At 59.8% G+C, this 17,189-nt stretch carries 13 protein-coding genes and 1 pseudogene; 7 read left to right on the forward strand and 7 right to left on the reverse strand.

The genetic code is table 11. The features are described 5' to 3' along the window. The coding region (locus WCA85_RS27785) for a hypothetical protein (RefSeq protein ID WP_424068079.1) at positions 1-623 on the reverse strand (623 nt) is incomplete at its 3' end. Between the two features lie 1,685 nt (positions 624-2,308). Between WCA85_RS27785 and WCA85_RS27790 the strand changes: the two genes are divergently transcribed. Next, positions 2,309-3,457, forward strand: a complete 1,149-nt coding sequence (locus tag WCA85_RS27790; protein ID WP_424068080.1) for a porin — start codon at positions 2,309-2,311, stop codon at positions 3,455-3,457. A gap of 212 nt (positions 3,458-3,669) precedes the next feature. Here the strand turns inward: WCA85_RS27790 and WCA85_RS27795 are convergent, their stop codons facing one another. From WCA85_RS27795 to WCA85_RS27805, 3 genes are all read right to left on the reverse strand, one after another. Further along, on the reverse strand, positions 3,670-4,434 hold the full coding sequence (locus tag WCA85_RS27795) for a ParA family protein (protein ID WP_424068081.1): 765 nt from the start codon (positions 4,432-4,434) through the stop codon (positions 3,670-3,672). 95 nt (positions 4,435-4,529) lie between these two features. Further along, entirely contained in the window at positions 4,530-4,910 is a 381-nt protein-coding gene (locus WCA85_RS27800) for a hypothetical protein (protein WP_424068082.1), read from the reverse strand. Positions 4,911-5,248: 338 nt separating this feature from the next. After that, a complete protein-coding gene (locus tag WCA85_RS27805; protein WP_424068083.1) occupies positions 5,249-6,133 on the reverse strand; it encodes a LysR substrate-binding domain-containing protein in 885 nt (294 codons plus the stop codon). Between the two features lie 248 nt (positions 6,134-6,381). Between WCA85_RS27805 and WCA85_RS27810 the strand changes: the two genes are divergently transcribed. Further along, positions 6,382-7,491, forward strand: coding sequence for an alkene reductase (locus tag WCA85_RS27810; protein ID WP_424068084.1), 1,110 nt, complete (start codon positions 6,382-6,384; stop codon positions 7,489-7,491). Between the two features lie 66 nt (positions 7,492-7,557). Here WCA85_RS27810 and WCA85_RS27815 read toward each other — a convergent pair whose 3' ends face one another. Then, a complete protein-coding gene (locus WCA85_RS27815; RefSeq protein WP_424068085.1) occupies positions 7,558-8,523 on the reverse strand; it encodes a D-2-hydroxyacid dehydrogenase family protein in 966 nt (321 codons plus the stop codon). A gap of 460 nt (positions 8,524-8,983) precedes the next feature. Further along, positions 8,984-9,691: pseudogene (locus WCA85_RS27820) on the reverse strand (alpha/beta hydrolase family protein). A 251-nt stretch (positions 9,692-9,942) separates the two neighbouring features. On the opposite strand from WCA85_RS27820, the gene WCA85_RS27825 reads away from it, so the two are divergent. The 3 genes from WCA85_RS27825 (at position 9,943) to WCA85_RS27835 (ending at position 12,240) form a co-directional block, all read left to right on the forward strand. Further along, the gene (locus WCA85_RS27825; RefSeq protein ID WP_424068086.1) at positions 9,943-10,359 is read left to right on the forward strand and encodes a DUF6232 family protein; all 417 of its coding nucleotides are present in this window, start codon (positions 9,943-9,945) and stop codon (positions 10,357-10,359) included. Between the two features lie 133 nt (positions 10,360-10,492). Next, positions 10,493-10,828, forward strand: a complete 336-nt coding sequence (locus tag WCA85_RS27830; RefSeq protein ID WP_424068087.1) for a hypothetical protein — start codon at positions 10,493-10,495, stop codon at positions 10,826-10,828. A gap of 305 nt (positions 10,829-11,133) precedes the next feature. Next, a complete protein-coding gene (locus tag WCA85_RS27835; RefSeq protein WP_424068088.1) occupies positions 11,134-12,240 on the forward strand; it encodes a hypothetical protein in 1,107 nt (368 codons plus the stop codon). A 106-nt stretch (positions 12,241-12,346) separates the two neighbouring features. Here WCA85_RS27835 and WCA85_RS27840 read toward each other — a convergent pair whose 3' ends face one another. Next, positions 12,347-14,800, reverse strand: a complete 2,454-nt coding sequence (locus WCA85_RS27840) for a glycogen/starch/alpha-glucan phosphorylase (protein ID WP_424068089.1) — start codon at positions 14,798-14,800, stop codon at positions 12,347-12,349. Between the two features lie 325 nt (positions 14,801-15,125). Between WCA85_RS27840 and WCA85_RS27845 the strand changes: the two genes are divergently transcribed. Then, positions 15,126-15,353, forward strand: a complete 228-nt coding sequence (locus WCA85_RS27845) for a hypothetical protein (RefSeq protein ID WP_424068090.1) — start codon at positions 15,126-15,128, stop codon at positions 15,351-15,353. Positions 15,354-15,916: 563 nt separating this feature from the next. Continuing rightward, a partial coding sequence (locus tag WCA85_RS27850) for an MFS transporter (protein ID WP_424068091.1) occupies positions 15,917-17,189 on the forward strand: 1,273 nt, incomplete at its 3' end.

Raw genomic sequence — 17,189 nt, forward strand, 5'->3', positions numbered from 1 at the left:
GCCATGACCACCGCCGGGACCACTGCCATTGCCACCGCCAGGACCACTGCCATTGCCGCCTGTTGGGCCGCTGCCAGGACCACTGCCGGGACCACTGCCATTGCCACCGCCAGGACCACTGCCATTGCCGCCTCCTGGGCCGCTGCCGGTGCCGCTGCCATGGCCACCGCCGGGACCGCTGCCGTTGCCAGGGCCGCTGCCACTTCCGCCTCCGGGACCGCTGCCGTTCCCGCTTCCACGTCCGGGTCCACTGCCATTGCCGCTTCCACTTCCGGAACCGTTACCGCTTCCTGGTCCATTGCCTCTGCCATGACCATTTCCGGTGCCGGTGCCGGTGCCGGTGCCGGTGCCGGTGCCGGTTCCAGTTCCAGTTCCAGCGCCAGTTCCAGTTCCAGTTCCAGTTCCAGTTCCAGTTCCAGTTCCAGTTCCAGTTCCAGTTCCAGTTCCAGTTCCAGTTCCAGTTCCAGCTCCAGCACCAGTTCCAGTTCCAGCTCCAGCGCCAGCACCAGCACCAGCACCAGCACCAGCTCCAGCACCAGTCCCAGCTCCAGTCCCAGCTCCAGTCCCAGCTCCAGCTCCACCGGTGCCCTTACCACCACCCGCCCCACCACCACCCGTTCCACCCGCACTGCCCGATCCCTGGCCCTCCGCCCCATTGGTCCCACCGGTTACCGTCCCGACGCTATTCGCGCCATACGAGCCAACTGTCCCTCCTACTTCCGCTGCCGCCACCGGGCTGCCGATCCCTCCTCCCGCGCCGCCGTAATCATTACGGCAACCGTGCGTGGCTGTTTCCGGACAATCCTGCGTCGGATTCTGCGCGAGGATGACTCCTGCATGGGCTTCGCCGCTGAGGACCGGTGCAGGTTGCGCCGCGTTTGAATCGGGCTGTGCACAAGCGATTCCCGCATATAACGTCACTGCGGCGGCAATCGCCATTCTGCGTACCGTGAGCCCGTGCAAGGTGTTCTTATGTCGATTCATTATGTACCCCTAAACATACATTCCAGATCGGCTTTAATCAGCCGTTCGATTTCCACGAATTGATCAAGTTGAACTGTTGCGATCGCGCACGATAGATCGTGTCTCATCCCATGCGGCACTAGGCACCGCTTATTGATCAGCCCTCGAGGTAGCTGGATGTAGCTGACGGGCCGCGCACCTGCGCCTCTCATGGCCCGTCAATATGGAATTCATCGCACCTAATGCAGATTTAGATTAACGATATGCGAACATGCATTAACGAACTGTTCGGAATCACACGCATAAAATATAAGCAGATGAGATTAGCCTTTAAAAACAGTGGTTAAAACGTCAAATTAAGTTAAATTTACGTTTCATAAATGAGACCGGAATTTACTGACCTTAACTTTGGAGTCCAAATTGTCTTTTCTTTTCTATTTATTAATATGATCAGACGCTTGCCCGATTAACCACGAACCTCGAAGCCCCGACCGTAGGCAGTTCGGACGTCGATCCGGTACATGTGAAGAAACAGAAGACGAGTTCGAGGGGACATCTCTCTGTGGCGGCCGCTCAGCGACGCCGTCGCCAGCGTGAAGTTGCAAAGCAATCGTGACGATGCAGTCCAAAAGTGAGACGCATTTGATCTTGCCAGCGGATCGTTCACAACAAAGCGCAAGACCCGCGCACTTGAAGCGTTAGCCGGCGCTTGAGCTTCTCACACGAGGTTCTTCTCTCTTCACTGCTCAGCGCTGCGGGCACGACGTCAAATCTGTAACGCTCCCACTGCGGACCGGGACACCGGCGGACCCACCGCACCGCACGTCCCTCGAGCCCATCAAATCTTCCTCGTGTTCAACTGGCGCCACGTATCGGTAATAGCGACGTCGAGCCTTACGCTGCAACAGTGGTTGCGGGGACAACTTCCCAGCTTCATCGAGCGCATTAAACGACCATCAAAAAACTCGTCCTCAACGCGCGCAAACGTTTTCGTCTATATCAAAACGACTTTTTTCTATCGAAAATTCGGCTTTTATCAATTCTCGGTCCGGCATTTCCCTCAACGGAAACGCGCCAAAAGGACGCTCGCCATCGCAATCCACCGTAGCGCCTCTAATTCATCTATTTTCATATCTATATATGCACGCAATTTCATATGGATATGGGACGCATGCCTGCGTGACTTTGCGCAAGGTCGCCATTCAAATGTCTCATTCCTGCGACAGATCGCCGAAATATTTGAATTGTCATATTCGCTACCCTTGCGTCCCTTACATTGCGGGCCATCGCACGACCAGCCGTCAGAGCCAAGCGCGCGATTGCCTATATTTCATCGGAGAATCTCTTGAACAAGAAAGTTTTGACCACCGCTATTCTGGCCGGCTTTGCCGGTGCCGCTCACGCACAAAGCAGCGTGACGCTGTATGGGTTGATTGATGCAGGTATCACGTATGTGAACCACGCCGGGACCGGCGCGAAGGATCTCGTACAGTATGGCGACGGCGTTGCGCAAGGTAGTCGTTGGGGCCTGCGCGGCAGCGAAGACCTCGGTAGCGGCCTGAAGGCTATCTTCGTGTTGGAAAACGGCTTTAACTCGGGTACGGGCGCAGCAGGTCAAGGTGGCGATCTGTTCGGCCGCCAGGCTTACGTCGGTTTGACGCAAGCTAATGTCGGTTCGCTGACGCTCGGCCGTCAATACTCGTTCTCGACCGACTATCTGGGCGGTTCGTACGCTGTGGGCGGCCAGACCGTCGCAGGTAACTACGGCTACCACATCAACGACGTCGACCAACTCACGTCGAGCCGCATCAACAACTCGATCAAGTTCAATAGCGCGAACTTCTACGGCCTGACGTTCGGCGCAATGTGGGGCTTCTCGAATCAGGCTGGCGCATTTGCAGGCGCACCGGGCACATCCGGTTCGTCGGCTGCCTACAGCTTCGGCCTGAACTACACGAACGGCCCGTTCGGCATCGGCGCAGCGTACACGGACATCCGCTTCCCGGGTTCAGCATCGCCGACTTTCTCGACGACGCTGGCCAATGCATCGGCACTGACAGGTACGAGCGTTGCGAAGGACCTGGCTACGACTGGCGTCGGCACCAAGTACTCGATCGGCGCGGCTACGTTGTTCGCCCTGTGGACGCACACGGACATCGAGCAGCTGACCGGCCACATGACGATCTTCAATGCTTATGAAGCAGGCGGCAAGTACGCCTTCACGCCGGCACTGACGGGCGCGCTGGGCTACACGTACATGCAGGCCAAGGATCTGACCAACGGTCACTGGAACCAGGCAGATGCGAGCGTCGACTACGCACTGAGCAAGCGCACCGACGTGTACCTGCTCGGCATCTACCAGCACGCTACGGGCAAGACCGCATCTGGCGCCGCCCTGCAATCGCAGATCGGCGTGAGCACGAGCAGCTACCTGCCGGTTGCTGGTGCAAATTCGCAACTGGCTGTTCGCGTCGGTATTCGCGCAAAGTTCTAAGCGGCACTCAGGTAGGTGGAGGGGCCGCAAGCCCCTTCCCTGCGCGAAACGAAAAACGCCCTGCGAAGAGCCCTTTGGGGTCGCCTTCCGGGGCGTTTTCCATTCTCGAGCCCACTGACGTGCAGCGCTCAAGACGGGGCGAAGCACGGTCGAAGGTTAGCTGGGCGTATCGGCACACGCAACGCCCACCGCGACCGGCCGCTTACCGCCCCTTAGACAGCCAGTTCACCATGCAAGGCACGATATTCGTGCGAAAGCTTGTGTCCTGGATCGAGGTGAATGAGGGGTTTTGCCTGTTGATGCGATTCCCGGATCTTCACTGACGAAGACAGCCGCGACGCCAGCACCGGCAAGCCTTCGCCAACAAGCTCATCGACCAGTTGTTGAGGCAGACTCGCGCGAGGCTGAAACTGGTTGATGACAATCCCTTCCACCTCCAGCGCGACATTGTGATCCTGCTGTATCTCCTTCACGTTTTCTAGCAACGTATAGAGCGCGCGACGGGAAAAATCATCGCAGTCAAACGGAATCAGGCAACGTTCCGCCGCGATCAGCGCGGAGCGCGTATAAAAGTTCAACGCAGGCGGCGTGTCGATATAGATCGCGTCATACATGTCGAGTTCGTTCAGCGCGTCACGCAACTTGTAGATCTTGTAACGAGACTCCAGCTTGCCATGCAACGTATCCAGATCAGGATGAGCGGGCATGATGTCAAGATTTTCAAATGGCGTCGGATGAATGAACGACGTGACTTCTACGGGCCTGAAGCTGAACGTCAAGGCGGTTTCAAAGAAGCCGGCAACGGTGGGATTGGCCTCCGCGAACCGCGAGCCGAGCAGGTATTGGCTTGAGTTCGCCTGGGCATCGAGGTCGATGACCAGCGTGCGTATACCTTCGCTGGCGCTGATTGCCGCCAAATTACAAACAATGGTCGATTTGCCTACGCCACCCTTCTGATTAAACACGACGCGCCGCATGTTCTCCCCTTGAACGGAAACCTACCCGAAAGGCTCAGCATACCTGAGCCAGCAGGCGTGGTTCGACATGATCGGTTTTTTTCTGGCAGACAAAGTTACGCCGGTGAGGGTGAACGCAACACCTCGCCGTGGCGCAATCGCAGCGGGACGCGCTGACCGGTGCGATCCGATTCTACGATCTGCTCTATCAGTTCATGCATGCGAACTGCGTCCGCGAACGTGGGCGCAAGCGTCGACCCCGTTTTGACGTCACGCGCATGGGCGGCGTACAGGTTCGCCAACTCCAGAACACTCGCCCCGAGTTTAGTGGGCGGTAGCCATTCATATTCCGCTGGTATGGCCAACCCGGTCAGCTGCTGCGCATCGCCGCGCGATCTCAATAAACAAGGCGTCCAGGAAATGGCCGCCATAGATCGACAGGAGACTGAAGAAGTTCTCTTCAGGAATTGTGTAGTATAGCGAATCAATTCGTTCACGCTGAAAGCACTCGACGCTAACGTGCAAACGCACCGAACGTATCTCGCCGATCTCACCGCGATCCAGCAAATCGCGCACATAGCGGTAGCCGGGATTGAGGCGCCGATTCCGACCAATGACCCAACCCGATGATGCCCACTCTGATTTTCCCGGCGCCTGTAGCCTGCCTGACGATACTGTTCACAAGAACGCTCCAATCTGAGGCCGCGCGGCTCATCTGCGCAGTGTCAGTGAAATATAGAGTTCAGGCGACGGGAGATAAATACGCTGAGATTCCGATCATTTCGGACATATCAGTCCGGCCTGGCGACTATGGATGATCCCTTGATCGTCGCAATCAGATCTGCAGATTCTCGCTGACGTAGTCGATAAAGACTCGCAGCTTCGGCGACGCATAACGGCTCGCCGGCCACAGGATCCAGAAAGTGACGGTCTGGTCGATGAAGTCGCCAAGCACGATCTTTAAGGCACCGCTCGCCAATGCGTCGCGCACGAGGAAGCTCGGCACGAAGGCGATGCCCTTGTTCTGAAGCGCCAGAAAACCCAGCACTTCAATCGTGTTGCTGACGAAGGTCTGCGGCAATTCCGGTTCAGCTTCCGACGCAGCGAGCTGAAATGGCCAAGGCTCCAGTCTGCCGCTAACGGGGAATCTATGCAGCAGACAGGCATGCCGAACGAGATCGGATGGATGAGCAGGTTCGCCCTGCTGCTTCAGATATTCAGGCGAAGCGACCAGCAACTGAGCGCAGGAACCAAGACGCCGCGAAACCAGCCTTGAATCGTGCTGCTCGCCCGTGCGTATGACTGCATCGAAGCCTTCTTCGATGACATCCACCATGCGATCGGAGAGATCGACATCGAGTTCGACGTCCGGGTATTGCTTCATGAAGCCGTCCAGCGTCGGCATGATCAGACCGGAGAGTTGCGGCGTGCTAACGCGCAGCCTGCCGCGCGGACTGCCGGCGACATTGGACAATTCGGCCTCGGCGGCTTCGACCTCGCCCAGGATGCGCCGGCAACGCTCGAGGAACAACGCGCCTTCAGCGGTCAACGTGATGCTGCGCGTGCTGCGATGAAAAAGCCGCACGCCCAGACGATCCTCGGTGCGCGCAATGCTTTTGCCGACGGCCGAAGACGATACGCCGAGCAGCCTCCCCGCCTCAGTAAAACTGCGGGTCTCAGCCACCTGCACAAACATCGCAATGCCACTGAGGCTGTCCATTACCCTTCCGAGGACATTTGGGGTCAGCAGGCGCCGCCGGGCAACCCGCGCTACCGCTCGACACCCGCCTGCGCTTCGCGGATAGCCAACCGCTTGATTGCGGACTTCATTGTCCTGGATATTCGGAACCTTAGTCTATTTTTCTTATCCGGGTTCGTCCATACACTTCTCCTCAAGGTCGAAAGCCCGCTGGTGATCAAGCCGCTGGTGATCAAGCGTCACACCGGCCAGTCAATCTCGAGGAAATCATGTCCAAACTTCATTCCGCAGTCAAAGTCGGTCCTTATGATTTTTCCCATCGCGTAGTGCTGGCGCCGCTCACTCGCATGCGCGCCGAAACAGGCGCCAGACCCGGCCCGTTGATGGCCGAGTACTATGCGCAGCGCGCGTCGGAAGGCGGGTTCCTGATCAGCGAAGCCACTATCGCAGCACCCAACGGCAACGGGTACCTCGGTGCACCTGGCCTCTACGACGACAGCCAGATCGCCGGCTGGAAGCGCGTGACCAACGCCGTACACGCCAAGGGCGGCCGCATTTTCCTGCAGCTGTATCACGCTGGACGCCAGTCCAACAGCCAGTTGCAACCTGGCGGCGCCGAACCGGTAGCACCGTCGGCCGTGCCGCACGGTGGCGTCGCCTACACCGAAGCGGGCTGGATCCCGAACACGCCGAGCCGCGCGCTGACGATTCCCGAAATAGCCGAGCTCGTCGAAAGCTTCCGCAGCGCCGCGATCCGCGGCAAGGAAGCCGGCTTCGACGGCGTCGAGTTACACGCCGCCAATGGTTACCTGTTCGATCAATTCCTGCAGGACGGTAGCAACAAGCGCACCGACATCTATGGCGGTTCGTTCGAAAACCGGGTCCGCTTCCTGATGGAAGTCACGCGGGCCGTCATCTCGGTGTGGGGCAACGACCGCGTCGCCGTGCGCCTTGGCCCGAGCGGCACGTGGGGCGATATGTCCGACAGCAACCCGGAGGCCCTTTTCAGTTACGTAGCCGAGGAACTGGCCAAACTGAACCTCGCCTACCTGCATCTGATCGAGCCACGTGTGCTGGGCAACGTCGATGACGCCAGCAAAGATCCAGACGCGGTCGCCGCGCAACTGATCCGCAAGCGCTACAAGGGCATCATCATCTCCGCCGGCGGCTTCAAAGGTCACACAGCGGAAGCGATCCTGCAGGCAGGCGACGCCGACCTGGTTGCCTTTGGCCGCGACTTTATCGCTAACCCGGATCTGCCCGAACGTCTACGCCTTCAACTGCCGCTGAATCCGTACGACCGTCCCAGCTTTTTCGGTGGCACTGAGGTCGGCTACACCGACTATCCGTTCTACAGCAACGAGACGGTCGATGCGTAAGTGGAGCAAGCCTCAAGAAAATCCCCACCCTGAGCGGTCCTAAGCAAAGGGACCGCTCAGGGCGCATTAGACATTGCCCGCGTTTTGTCGCTCATCGAGCCATTGCACGATGTTTTGCACGGTATCGCCGTAAAACGTACGATAAAGCTCTTGCGACACGTAACCGATGTGCGGTGTGGCAAGCACATTGGGAAGCGTGCGATACGGATGGTCCGCTGCGAGCGGCTCAGTGTCGTACACGTCGAGCGCGGCGCCCGCCAGTTGTCCGGTCTTTAGGGCCTCGATAAGCGCGGCTTCATCGACGATGGGTCCGCGGGAGGTGTTAATGAGGCGGCTCGTCGGCTTCATCTGTCCGAGTTCGGCTGGCCCAACAAGGTGGTGCGTGCGCTCGCTCAGGCGAACGTGGATAGACAGAAAGTCGGAGGTGGAGAAGAGCGTTGCCTTGTCGACGAGCTGCACACCCTTTTCTTGCGCCCGCTCAGGCGTCAGGTTCTGGCTCCACGCAATGACATTCATGCGGAACGCACGCCCAATCACACCCACGGCAGACCCGACACGTCCGAGGCCAAGCAGGCCCAAGGTCTTACCCGCCAGCTCCGTGCCGAGCGATATCTGCCATCCACCGCTTCGCAGTGACTCATTCTCGCCTGCAATGTTGCGCGCCATGGCGAGAATAAGCGCCCACGTAAATTCGATTGTCGGCGTCGATGAATAGCCGGTGTGGCGGACTTCCACACTGCGTTCAGCGGCCGCCTCGAGATCGATCGAGGCGTTAGCCGAGCCCGTCGATGCGATCAGTTTCAAGTTCGGCAGATTCTCAATGAGCTCGCGCGAGAACGGCGTACGCTCGCGCATCGCGCACACCACGTCGAAGGGCTTGAGACGTTGTGCGACTTCACCAACGTCGGCAAGGTGATCTGTGAACACCGTAATCTCTGCGCGCGCGGCCAGAGGCGACCAATCGGCCTCGCGCAATGCGATGCTCTGGTAATCGTCAAGAATCGCGATCTTGATGGGAAGTGGATTAGCCATGGCGCAAGTTCTCCTGGTTTTGGCACCCGATGCCGGATGAATGTCTTCCGAAATGATACGGTCAAACGCGGCTCAACCGCGTCGGGGTGGACACGGAGAACTTCGGCGACTGTATGACTATCAAACATAGCGCAGTGCCCGAGGAATCGTAACCTTTGCTGGCAAAGACGGAGCCCACCCGATGACGATAGCTGCGACTCCCATTGATCCAATCACCGGTATTCTTGAAGCTTTCGGATCCTATGACGTCATCGCGCTCTGCGACGGCGGCCATGGCTCGTTTTCTCGAGCCTTAGACGACTCGCTCTACCGTGTCCTCAAGTGCGCTAGCGAGCGTAAGCACGACCTGTCAAGCATGGCTTTTGTGTGTGATCTAGTGCCCTGCGTCGCGGTCGTTGAGCGGCGTCACGGCCTCATGGCTTCCCGTCTGGAAGTGATCAGGGACGTCGCTATCGAGTACTTACTGGAGGTTCCTTTTGAAAAACTCAAGTGCGCTTGCGTTAAGCTCTTTGTGAAAGGCAACGCGATCGAATCCGTTTGCATCAGTACAGATTTCGGGCGCAGCATTCTTCAACTGCGGGGAGCATGGAGCGAGAAATGCGAAATGCGCCGAACCAGGAACGAGGTGAAATCAGGACGGTTGGGAAGTGCATCGGCAAGAGCGGGAATCGTTGCAGGCAGCACGCCATCGCCGCCGAACTGAGAAGCCCAAAGCTGGATCGGTGCTTTCACGTTTTTCAAGCTTTGGGACGTTGGAAACACGTTGAAAGGATCCGCTAATACATAAGCTTTGATCCGTGCATCATGAGTCAGCGGCCGCCTGGCTCATATCGGTGAACGTATCGCCCGGATGGTTGATTGCCGCCACAATGAAGCCAGCATCTGCAAGCGTCTCGGCAAGATCATGGTGGCCAAGGAACGATCCACCGTGCCCGTGCGAAATCACAATCAAGGGTAGCTTTTCACCGACTGTCGGACAGTTTCGCCGCCCGCTCAGGACATATGGTCCGATCGGCACTTCCAGTGCCGCTTCAGCGCATGGCGTCCACACTATCGCTTTTAAAGCAGGGCCATTAGCGTCGGGCGGGATTTGAAGGAACTGTATTCCGGCGGCATGCGCGATTGCGCTAGACAGGCAAAATAACACGGTCGATATTAATGTTTTCATGAGGTACGATAATTTCGACGTCGGTTGATGTCCCTTCGCTTTGCCGCGATTTCCGGAGAAAATTTGGCCCGTGGGGCGATAACAATATACGGCAACCGTGACGAGCGGGAAATCTCGCTCGCGGCTGTTTTTTAGGCAATGCGCAGCAGGGTCCATACGCGGCAACGGTTAGCGCCTCCCCAAAATCCCATGACTTTAGGCAAACAAAGTCTGATACCCTGCGGCCTTTGCCACTGCTTGCATTTGATCTAATGGAAACCCCTTTTAACGACCGTGGCGTATCGGTCACGCGCAACGCCCTCTCCGCTGCAGGGCAGGTTTTCCCGTTGCGTGAGGTGAAAAACGTCCGCATCGTGACTGTGCAGAAGAACCGGACACTGTGCATCGCTATTTCGGTGATTGGCCTGATCGGCGCCGTGGTCGGCGGCGTGTTTCGCTCACCCGTCGGGATCGTGTGCGGCGTCATGCTGATCGTGGTGGGCTGGCTCACATGGTTGACCCAGGACGTCACCCATCGTCTGATCGTCGAGACCAGCAGCGGCGAACGCGAAGCCCTGTCGAGCATCGATCTGGAGTTCGTCGAGCGCGTCGCCCACACGGTGCGTGAAACGATGGCTGCCGCGCCTGCAGCACCCGCCGCTCCTGCAACGCCGTCGCCGAGCGTCTGACGCACGGTTCATCGTCGTTAACACAAAATTGATTCGAACCGTGCGAGCTTTTGCGCCCGCTTGAGGTTCACGTGGATAAAGTGGACAGGTCTTAACAACGCATGCCGCCACCGTTCGTGCCGGCACACCCCCGATGCTCCCGTCCACCGTTTCGTCCGCCATGGTTCGCCCGCGCGGCGTTCGCGCCGTTACGCCGCCGTCGCACGTCTACGTGCCGCTCGTTACCGTCGAAGTCACCGTAAGCGGCACGTCTTCGGCAACCGGCAGACGGGCCTTGCATGCGGCACTCGGCGACGACTTGCGGCTCTACGTCGTGACTATCGATAAGCGCAATGAGCGCATCACCTTCCGCGTCGAAGTCATTTCGCGCACCCTGGACGATGTCATCGCCGCCCTGATTGGCGCGCTTGATCGGGCAACGGTCGGTCGCGCGTCGACAGCCATGATTCGCCGTCCACGAAATCTTTGACCCCGGTCAAGCGTTTACACATTTTTGCAATCCGGTATAGCCGGGCGGTTAGAGTCTGCGCTTCTCTATCCCGCGTTCCCTCCCGCAGGCCTCGCAAGCGCACCCGCTTTATAGCGCCTCGGTTCATTGGCCGGCTCATTCGCCGGTTGATTGGCCCGTTGAGCACCTGGTTGAATGCCCCGATTGAACGCCCTTAGGTGCGCTTAGGGCAGCGGGCCGCCACGACTGTCAACATCGCGGCCCGCTTTACCGTTCACGATGCACCGCCTCCGTCAGGGACACGCTCTTTCGCAAAGTGTGGCCCCATGTATCCGCTGTCCCGAAATCGCCTGCCCTGTCTCAAGTCCTTCAAACCCTTCACTTCGCTGCGCAGCCGCCTGAGTGGCCTGAGCGCCGTGGCATGCATTGGCGTGACCCTGGTGAGCGGCTGCGCCGTCACGTTTCCGGTTCCTACCCCGCCCACTCCCGCTGCCACGTTGATCAACGGCGGCAATGACGGCGTGCTGATCCCGCTGCATGTGGAGCGCGCAGACGAAGGCCACGCGCGACTCGGCCTGCCCGTTCAACTGGACGGTAAATCCGTCTACCTCGCATTCGATACCGGCACGCAGGGCGTGCGCGTACTGAGCAAGGTGTTGCCGAACACCCAATATCCGTCCACCGGCGCCGCCACCTCGCTGAACTTTGCGAACGGCGCGGTCGTCTCGGGCCCTTCGGCCAAAATGCCTGTCAGCGTGATCGGCACCAAGCCGGTTGAAATGACCGCGCAAACTGTCAACGACGTGCACTGCCAGCGCAACCAGAGACATTGCCTGGCCATGGACGGCTACACCGGCGAGTTCGGCTATGCCTTTTCCGGTATCTTCGGCGCCGGCGCCGGACAGGCGAACGACGACTGTTGCACGCCGCCGTTGCGTGCACTGCCGGAGAACATCGGCCAAAGGTATGTGGTGCATGCGAACTTTGCCAAACCGTTTGTGATCCTCAGCCCTTCCGCCGGCCTCACTCGCGATTTCACGCTAGTGCCGATGGCCACGGCGCAGAACGGCGCGACGCAGTGGCCAGTGGGATGTGTGCAGGTGGGCGACAAGATGCGCTTCTGCGCGCCGGTCGTATTTGCCACAGGCAGCACGGAGATGATTCGGGTGGAGACGGACAAGACGCCCAACTGGACCGACGACGGTGACGAAAACGACGTGCTTGCGCAAGGCAACTACGATGTCGCGCTGGCCGTCGGTTCGTGGGTGCATCGTTATGGTGGCGCGCAGGTCACGGTCGCCAAGACAAAGCCGGGCGCGAACCGCATCGTGATCGGCCTGACGGCGATGCAGAACCTCGACGTCCTGCTCGACTTCCGCAACGGCCAACTCGGCTTGCTCGCCAACAAGTCCTCTGAGAGCCTCGCTCCTTAAGACATGACTGCGACACAACCGCGAAGCGAATAACGCACGACCTGTGTCACGCTGCCGCCCGTCAAGCCACGCATGCGCAGATGCGGCCTGACGGGCGGTACGACGCTCACGACATGTCGAGCGGTTTCACGTGCCAGATCTCACGGGCATATTCGCCAATCGTGCGGTCGGACGAAAACAGCCCCATCCCGGCCACGTTCTCGATCGCACTTTCAGCCCACGCTCTCGGGTTAATGAAACGCTCATCGACTTCGCTTTGCGCCTTGGCAAACGCCTCGAAGTCCGCGAGCACCATGTAGTGATCGCCCCAGTCGACCAGCGTATGGAAAATATCCGAGAAGCGCAGTGGGTCATCGGGCGAGAAAAATCCTGTGCGGATCTGATCGAGCGCCATGCGTAGTTCCGGATTCTCCTCATAGATCTGCCGCGGCCGGTAGCCGCTTGCACGCAGATCGTCCACTTCGTCAGCGGTATGGCCGAAGATGAAAATGTTTTCGCGCCCTACCGCGTCGCAGATTTCGATATTCGCGCCGTCCATCGTGCCAATGGTGAGTGCGCCGTTGAGCGCCAGCTTCATGTTGCCGGTGCCCGAAGCTTCGGTGCCTGCCATCGAAATCTGCTCGGACAGATCAGCGGCCGGAATGATTAGTTCCGCCACGCTCACGCCGTAGTTCGGCACAAACACCACCTTCAGCCGGTCGCCGATCAGCGGATCGTGATTGACCTTCTCGCTGACATCGCCAATCAGCCGGATGATGGTTTTCGCCATCCGGTAAGCGGAGGCCGCCTTGCCTGCGAACATCACGACGCGCGGCACCCAGTCACGTTCGGGGTTAGCGCGAATCTGGTTGTAGCGCACGATGACGTGCAGCACGTTCAGCAGTTGCCGCTTGTACTCGTGGATCCGTTTGACCTGCAGATCGAACAGCGCATCTGGATCGAACGTGACCTTCGTGTGGTGCGCAAGACGTTGTGCGAGGCGCAGCTTGTTCTGCCGCTTCGCCTCACGAAACGCGTCGACAAAGCCCGTGTCGTTGCGCAGTTCGCGCAGCTTCTCCAGTTCGAACAGATCGCGCCGCCAGTGAGTACCGATCTGCTGATCGATCAGCGACGACAGCGACGGACTCGCCTGCGCCAGCCAGCGGCGCGGCGTGACGCCGTTCGTGACGTTGGTAAAGCGCTCAGGGAACACGCGTGCGAAGTCCGCGAAAATATCGCGCGTCATCAGTTGCGAATGCAGCTTCGATACACCGTTGACCTTATGGCTCGCCACGATCGCCAGGTACGCCATCCGGACACGCCGTTGACCATACTCGTCAACGAGCGAAATGCGCCGGATCATCTCCGCGTCGTGACCAGACTGCTCGCTGACGTGCTTGAGAAACTCCGCGTTGATCTCGAAGATGATCTCGAGGTGCCGCGGCAGAAGTCGAGCGAGGGTTTCGACATCCCACGTTTCGAGCGCCTCGGGCATCAGCGTGTGGTTCGTGTACGAGAACATCTGCTGAATCTGTTTCCACGCCGTCGCCCACGGCACGTGGTGCACATCGACCAGCAGGCGCATCAGTTCGGGGATGGCGAGCACCGGGTGCGTATCGTTCAGATGCACCGCGACCTTTTCGGCGAAGCGGCCAAACGTGCTGTGGGTGCGCTGGTATCGGCGGATCAGATCCTGCATCGTCGCCGAGACGAAAAAATACTCCTGACGCAAACGCAGTTCGCGCCCCGCCGGCGTTGAATCGTCCGGGTACAGCAGGCGCGAGACGTTTTCGGACATCGTCTTTGCATCGACGGCACTGCGATAATCCCCGCGGTTGAATGCCGACAGATCGAGTTCTTCCGTCGATCGCGCGGACCACAAGCGCAGCGTATTGGTCGCGCTGGTCGCATAACCCGGGATTACCGTGTCATAGGCCATCGCATTGACGTGCTCGGTGTCGATCCATTCCACATGATCGCCGCGCTGCACGGTGCGTCCGCCGAAATGCACCAGATACCGGATCTCGGAGCGCGGAAATTCCCACGCGTTGCCGTTGCGCAGCCAGTAATCCGGCGCCTCGACCTGTTCGCCGTTGACGATCTGCTGGCGGAACATGCCGTACTCGTAGCGGATACCGTATCCAAATCCTGGGATGCCGAGCGTGGCCATCGAATCGAGGAAACAGGCGGCGAGCCGCCCGAGACCGCCGTTGCCGAGTGCGGCATCCGGCTCCATCTCGATCAGCATGTCCATATCGACGCCGAGTCCGGCGAGCGCCTCGCGCATCGGATCGTAGATGCCCAGCGCCAGCAACGCGTTGGTGAAGGTGCGGCCGATCAGAAATTCCATCGACAGGTAATACACGCGCTTCACATCCTGCTCGTACTGCAGGCGCGTGGTTTTCATCCAGCGCGCGACCAGCCGGTCGCGGACTGCGAGGGCTGCGGCATGCAGCCAGTCATGAGGACGCGCGGTGACGGCATCCTTACCGACGCCGTACATCATGCGGTTGGAAATTGAGCGCCGTAGCGCATCGACAGAACTGTTGAGCTGGTCGAACTCCAGATCCACGGCTGTCATTGAAGCCTCCGGTTAGAGCGACGCGGCGCGCGCGGACCGCACAGTTTGACGGACGGGAGGCGCGTGCCGGTCAGGCGGGTAAAGTAGCAGGGTAGGACATTTCTGGCCTCCCGTCACCGACGCATCCGAGACGCGGGCTCATCACGAGCCCGCACCCTACGCGCCACTTCTCGTCACAATGTGCACAGATACAGTGCAAACACGCGTCAATCGCCAAGCCTGTCTGCACTAGTATGGATGAAGAAGGTGGCAGCTTTGAGACGGCGTGGCCTTTGCATGCATATGCCGCGCCCGCTGCCTTCATTCTGTCGCGACGGAGGCCAAGATGAACGCACAATCCATGCTCGGAATGTTCCACGCTCAGGAACTGCTGCTGGTCTCGCTGATTCGTGCGCTTCCGCCGGAGACGCGCCGCCTGATCGCCGACGAGTTTCAGGCGCAGGTTGAACTGGCCGAAGCGCCTCATCTAAGCGCCGGACACGAGCGCGAAACCACCGAAGCATTCAAGGCGCATATCCGGAAGTTGTCGATTTTGCTGGCGTCGTTTAGTTGAATTTTTGACGGGGACAGCAGCGGTCTGGCCGGACTTGGGACGTGCGGACTGGCCGCTGGCACCGGGCGCGTGGGCGGTTCGGACGCCGTCAATGACATCAGGAGATTGATATCTGGTTTCCTGGCCTTATCAGCCGTTAGAGGCCCCAGGCAGATTCTTCTGGTCTATCCTCCCGGCCCTGCCCGTGCAGGCTATCTTGATCTTCCGATGCTTATATGTCCCGCTTTCTTCTGTGTCTGGAGGCGGGTCATCGGCTTGACCGTTAGTTGCATTTTAGCCGATTCATTACGCCCCCTCTTCTTCTAACGCCCTGCCCGGCTCCCAGCAAAAAACCCACAGCTCTGCAACAATCGCTTCATTCGCAGCGCGCCAGGCGCCGAGCCGGTCTGCCGCTTACGCGCACCTTTACGTTTAACCCTGCAATCGCATCGGTCCAGGGAGGCGTCGCCGTCCCGGCCCGCTTCGCGAACCGGCGCGCGCCATCCCAAGAACCCGCCTTGACCGAGAACAATCCGCTTCCGTCCGCGCCATCTGACGGCTTCGCTCGCCCTGTCGACGAAACCATGTCCGCGAGCAACCGCCGCGCGATGGCGGCGATCATGCTGACCGTCGCGCTCGCCACGCTCGACACGGCCATTGCCAACACGGCGCTGCCAACCATTGCCGCGGACCTGCATGCCGCACCCGCCGCTTCGGTGTGGATCATCAACGCGTATCAGCTCTCGATGGTCGCCACCCTTCTGCCGCTTGCCGCACTTGGCGAGATCGTCGGGCACCGGCGCATTTACATTGGCGGCATTGCGATCTTCACCCTTGCGTCGCTGGCCTGTTCGCTATCCGGCACGCTGCCACTGCTGGCGGCGGCGCGCGTACTGCAAGGCCTTGGGGCGAGCGGGATCATGAGCGTCAACACAGCTCTGATCCGTTTCCTGTTTCCGCCTCACCGGCTCGGGCGCGGCCTTGGGTTGAATGCGCTGGTGGTGGGCACGTCGTTCGCGGTCGGACCGACGATGGCGTCATTGATCCTGTCGCTTGGCACGTGGCCGTGGCTGTTCGCCGTCAACGTCCCGCTAGGCGTGCTGGCGCTGGCCTTCGCCATGCCCGCGCTGCCCCCCAACGAGCGCGGCGCGCACAATTTCGACCCGGTCGCGGCACTGCTCAACGTGATCACGTTCGCGGCGCTGATCTTCGCGCTCGGCGAGGCCGCGCAGCGCGAGCCGACTCAGTACGTGCTGGTTGCCGCGGCCATCGCCATTGTGTTTGGGCTGCTGCTGATGCGCCGCGAAGCAGGACACCCTGCGCCCATGCTGCCCGTCGATCTGTTCAAGCTGCCTGTTTTTGCGCTGTCGGCAGTGACCGCTGTCTGTTCGTTTGCCGCGCAGGGCCTCGCGTTTGTCTCTCTGCCGTTTTACTTCGAGACCGTGCTGCATCGCAGCCAGGTGGAGACCGGATTCCTGATGACGCCGTGGCCGGTCGTCGTCGCACTGGCCGCTCCGGTTGCCGGCCGGTTGTCCGATCGCTATCCGCCTGGCTTGCTGGGCGCCATCGGTCTTGCGATATTGTCGGCGGGGATGGCCTCGCTCGCGCTGTTGCCTGCGCATCCGGCCGTGCTCGACATTTCAATCCGTATGGCGGTGTGCGGGGCGGGCTTCGGTTTTTTCCAGTCGCCCAACCTCAAGGCACTCATGCAGAGTGCGCCGCCTGAGCGCAGCGGCGGCGCGAGCGGCATTATCGCCACCGCGCGGCTGCTCGGTCAGACAACAGGGGCCGCGCTCGTGGCTCTGAGCTTCGGGATTGCGGGACGCCACGGACCAACGTTGTCGCTGGCAGCGGGGG

The organism is Paraburkholderia sp., assembly GCF_049581445.1.
Lineage (GTDB): Bacteria > Pseudomonadota > Gammaproteobacteria > Burkholderiales > Burkholderiaceae > Paraburkholderia.

Excerpts from the sequence above, each read along its gene's own strand:
- WCA85_RS27795 (WP_424068081.1), bottom strand. The coding sequence starts at position 4,434 with ATGCGGCGCGTCGTGTTTAATCAGAAGGGTGGCGTAGGCAAATCGACC.
- WCA85_RS27805 (WP_424068083.1), bottom strand. The coding sequence starts at position 6,133 with ATGGACAGCCTCAGTGGCATTGCGATGTTTGTGCAGGTGGCTGAGACC.
- WCA85_RS27810 (WP_424068084.1), top strand. The coding sequence starts at position 6,382 with ATGTCCAAACTTCATTCCGCAGTCAAAGTCGGTCCTTATGATTTTTCC.
- WCA85_RS27815 (WP_424068085.1), bottom strand. The coding sequence starts at position 8,523 with ATGGCTAATCCACTTCCCATCAAGATCGCGATTCTTGACGATTACCAG.
- WCA85_RS27825 (WP_424068086.1), top strand. The coding sequence starts at position 9,943 with ATGGAAACCCCTTTTAACGACCGTGGCGTATCGGTCACGCGCAACGCC.
- WCA85_RS27830 (WP_424068087.1), top strand. The coding sequence starts at position 10,493 with ATGCTCCCGTCCACCGTTTCGTCCGCCATGGTTCGCCCGCGCGGCGTT.
- WCA85_RS27835 (WP_424068088.1), top strand. The coding sequence starts at position 11,134 with ATGTATCCGCTGTCCCGAAATCGCCTGCCCTGTCTCAAGTCCTTCAAA.
- WCA85_RS27840 (WP_424068089.1), bottom strand. The coding sequence starts at position 14,800 with ATGACAGCCGTGGATCTGGAGTTCGACCAGCTCAACAGTTCTGTCGAT.
- WCA85_RS27845 (WP_424068090.1), top strand. The coding sequence starts at position 15,126 with ATGAACGCACAATCCATGCTCGGAATGTTCCACGCTCAGGAACTGCTG.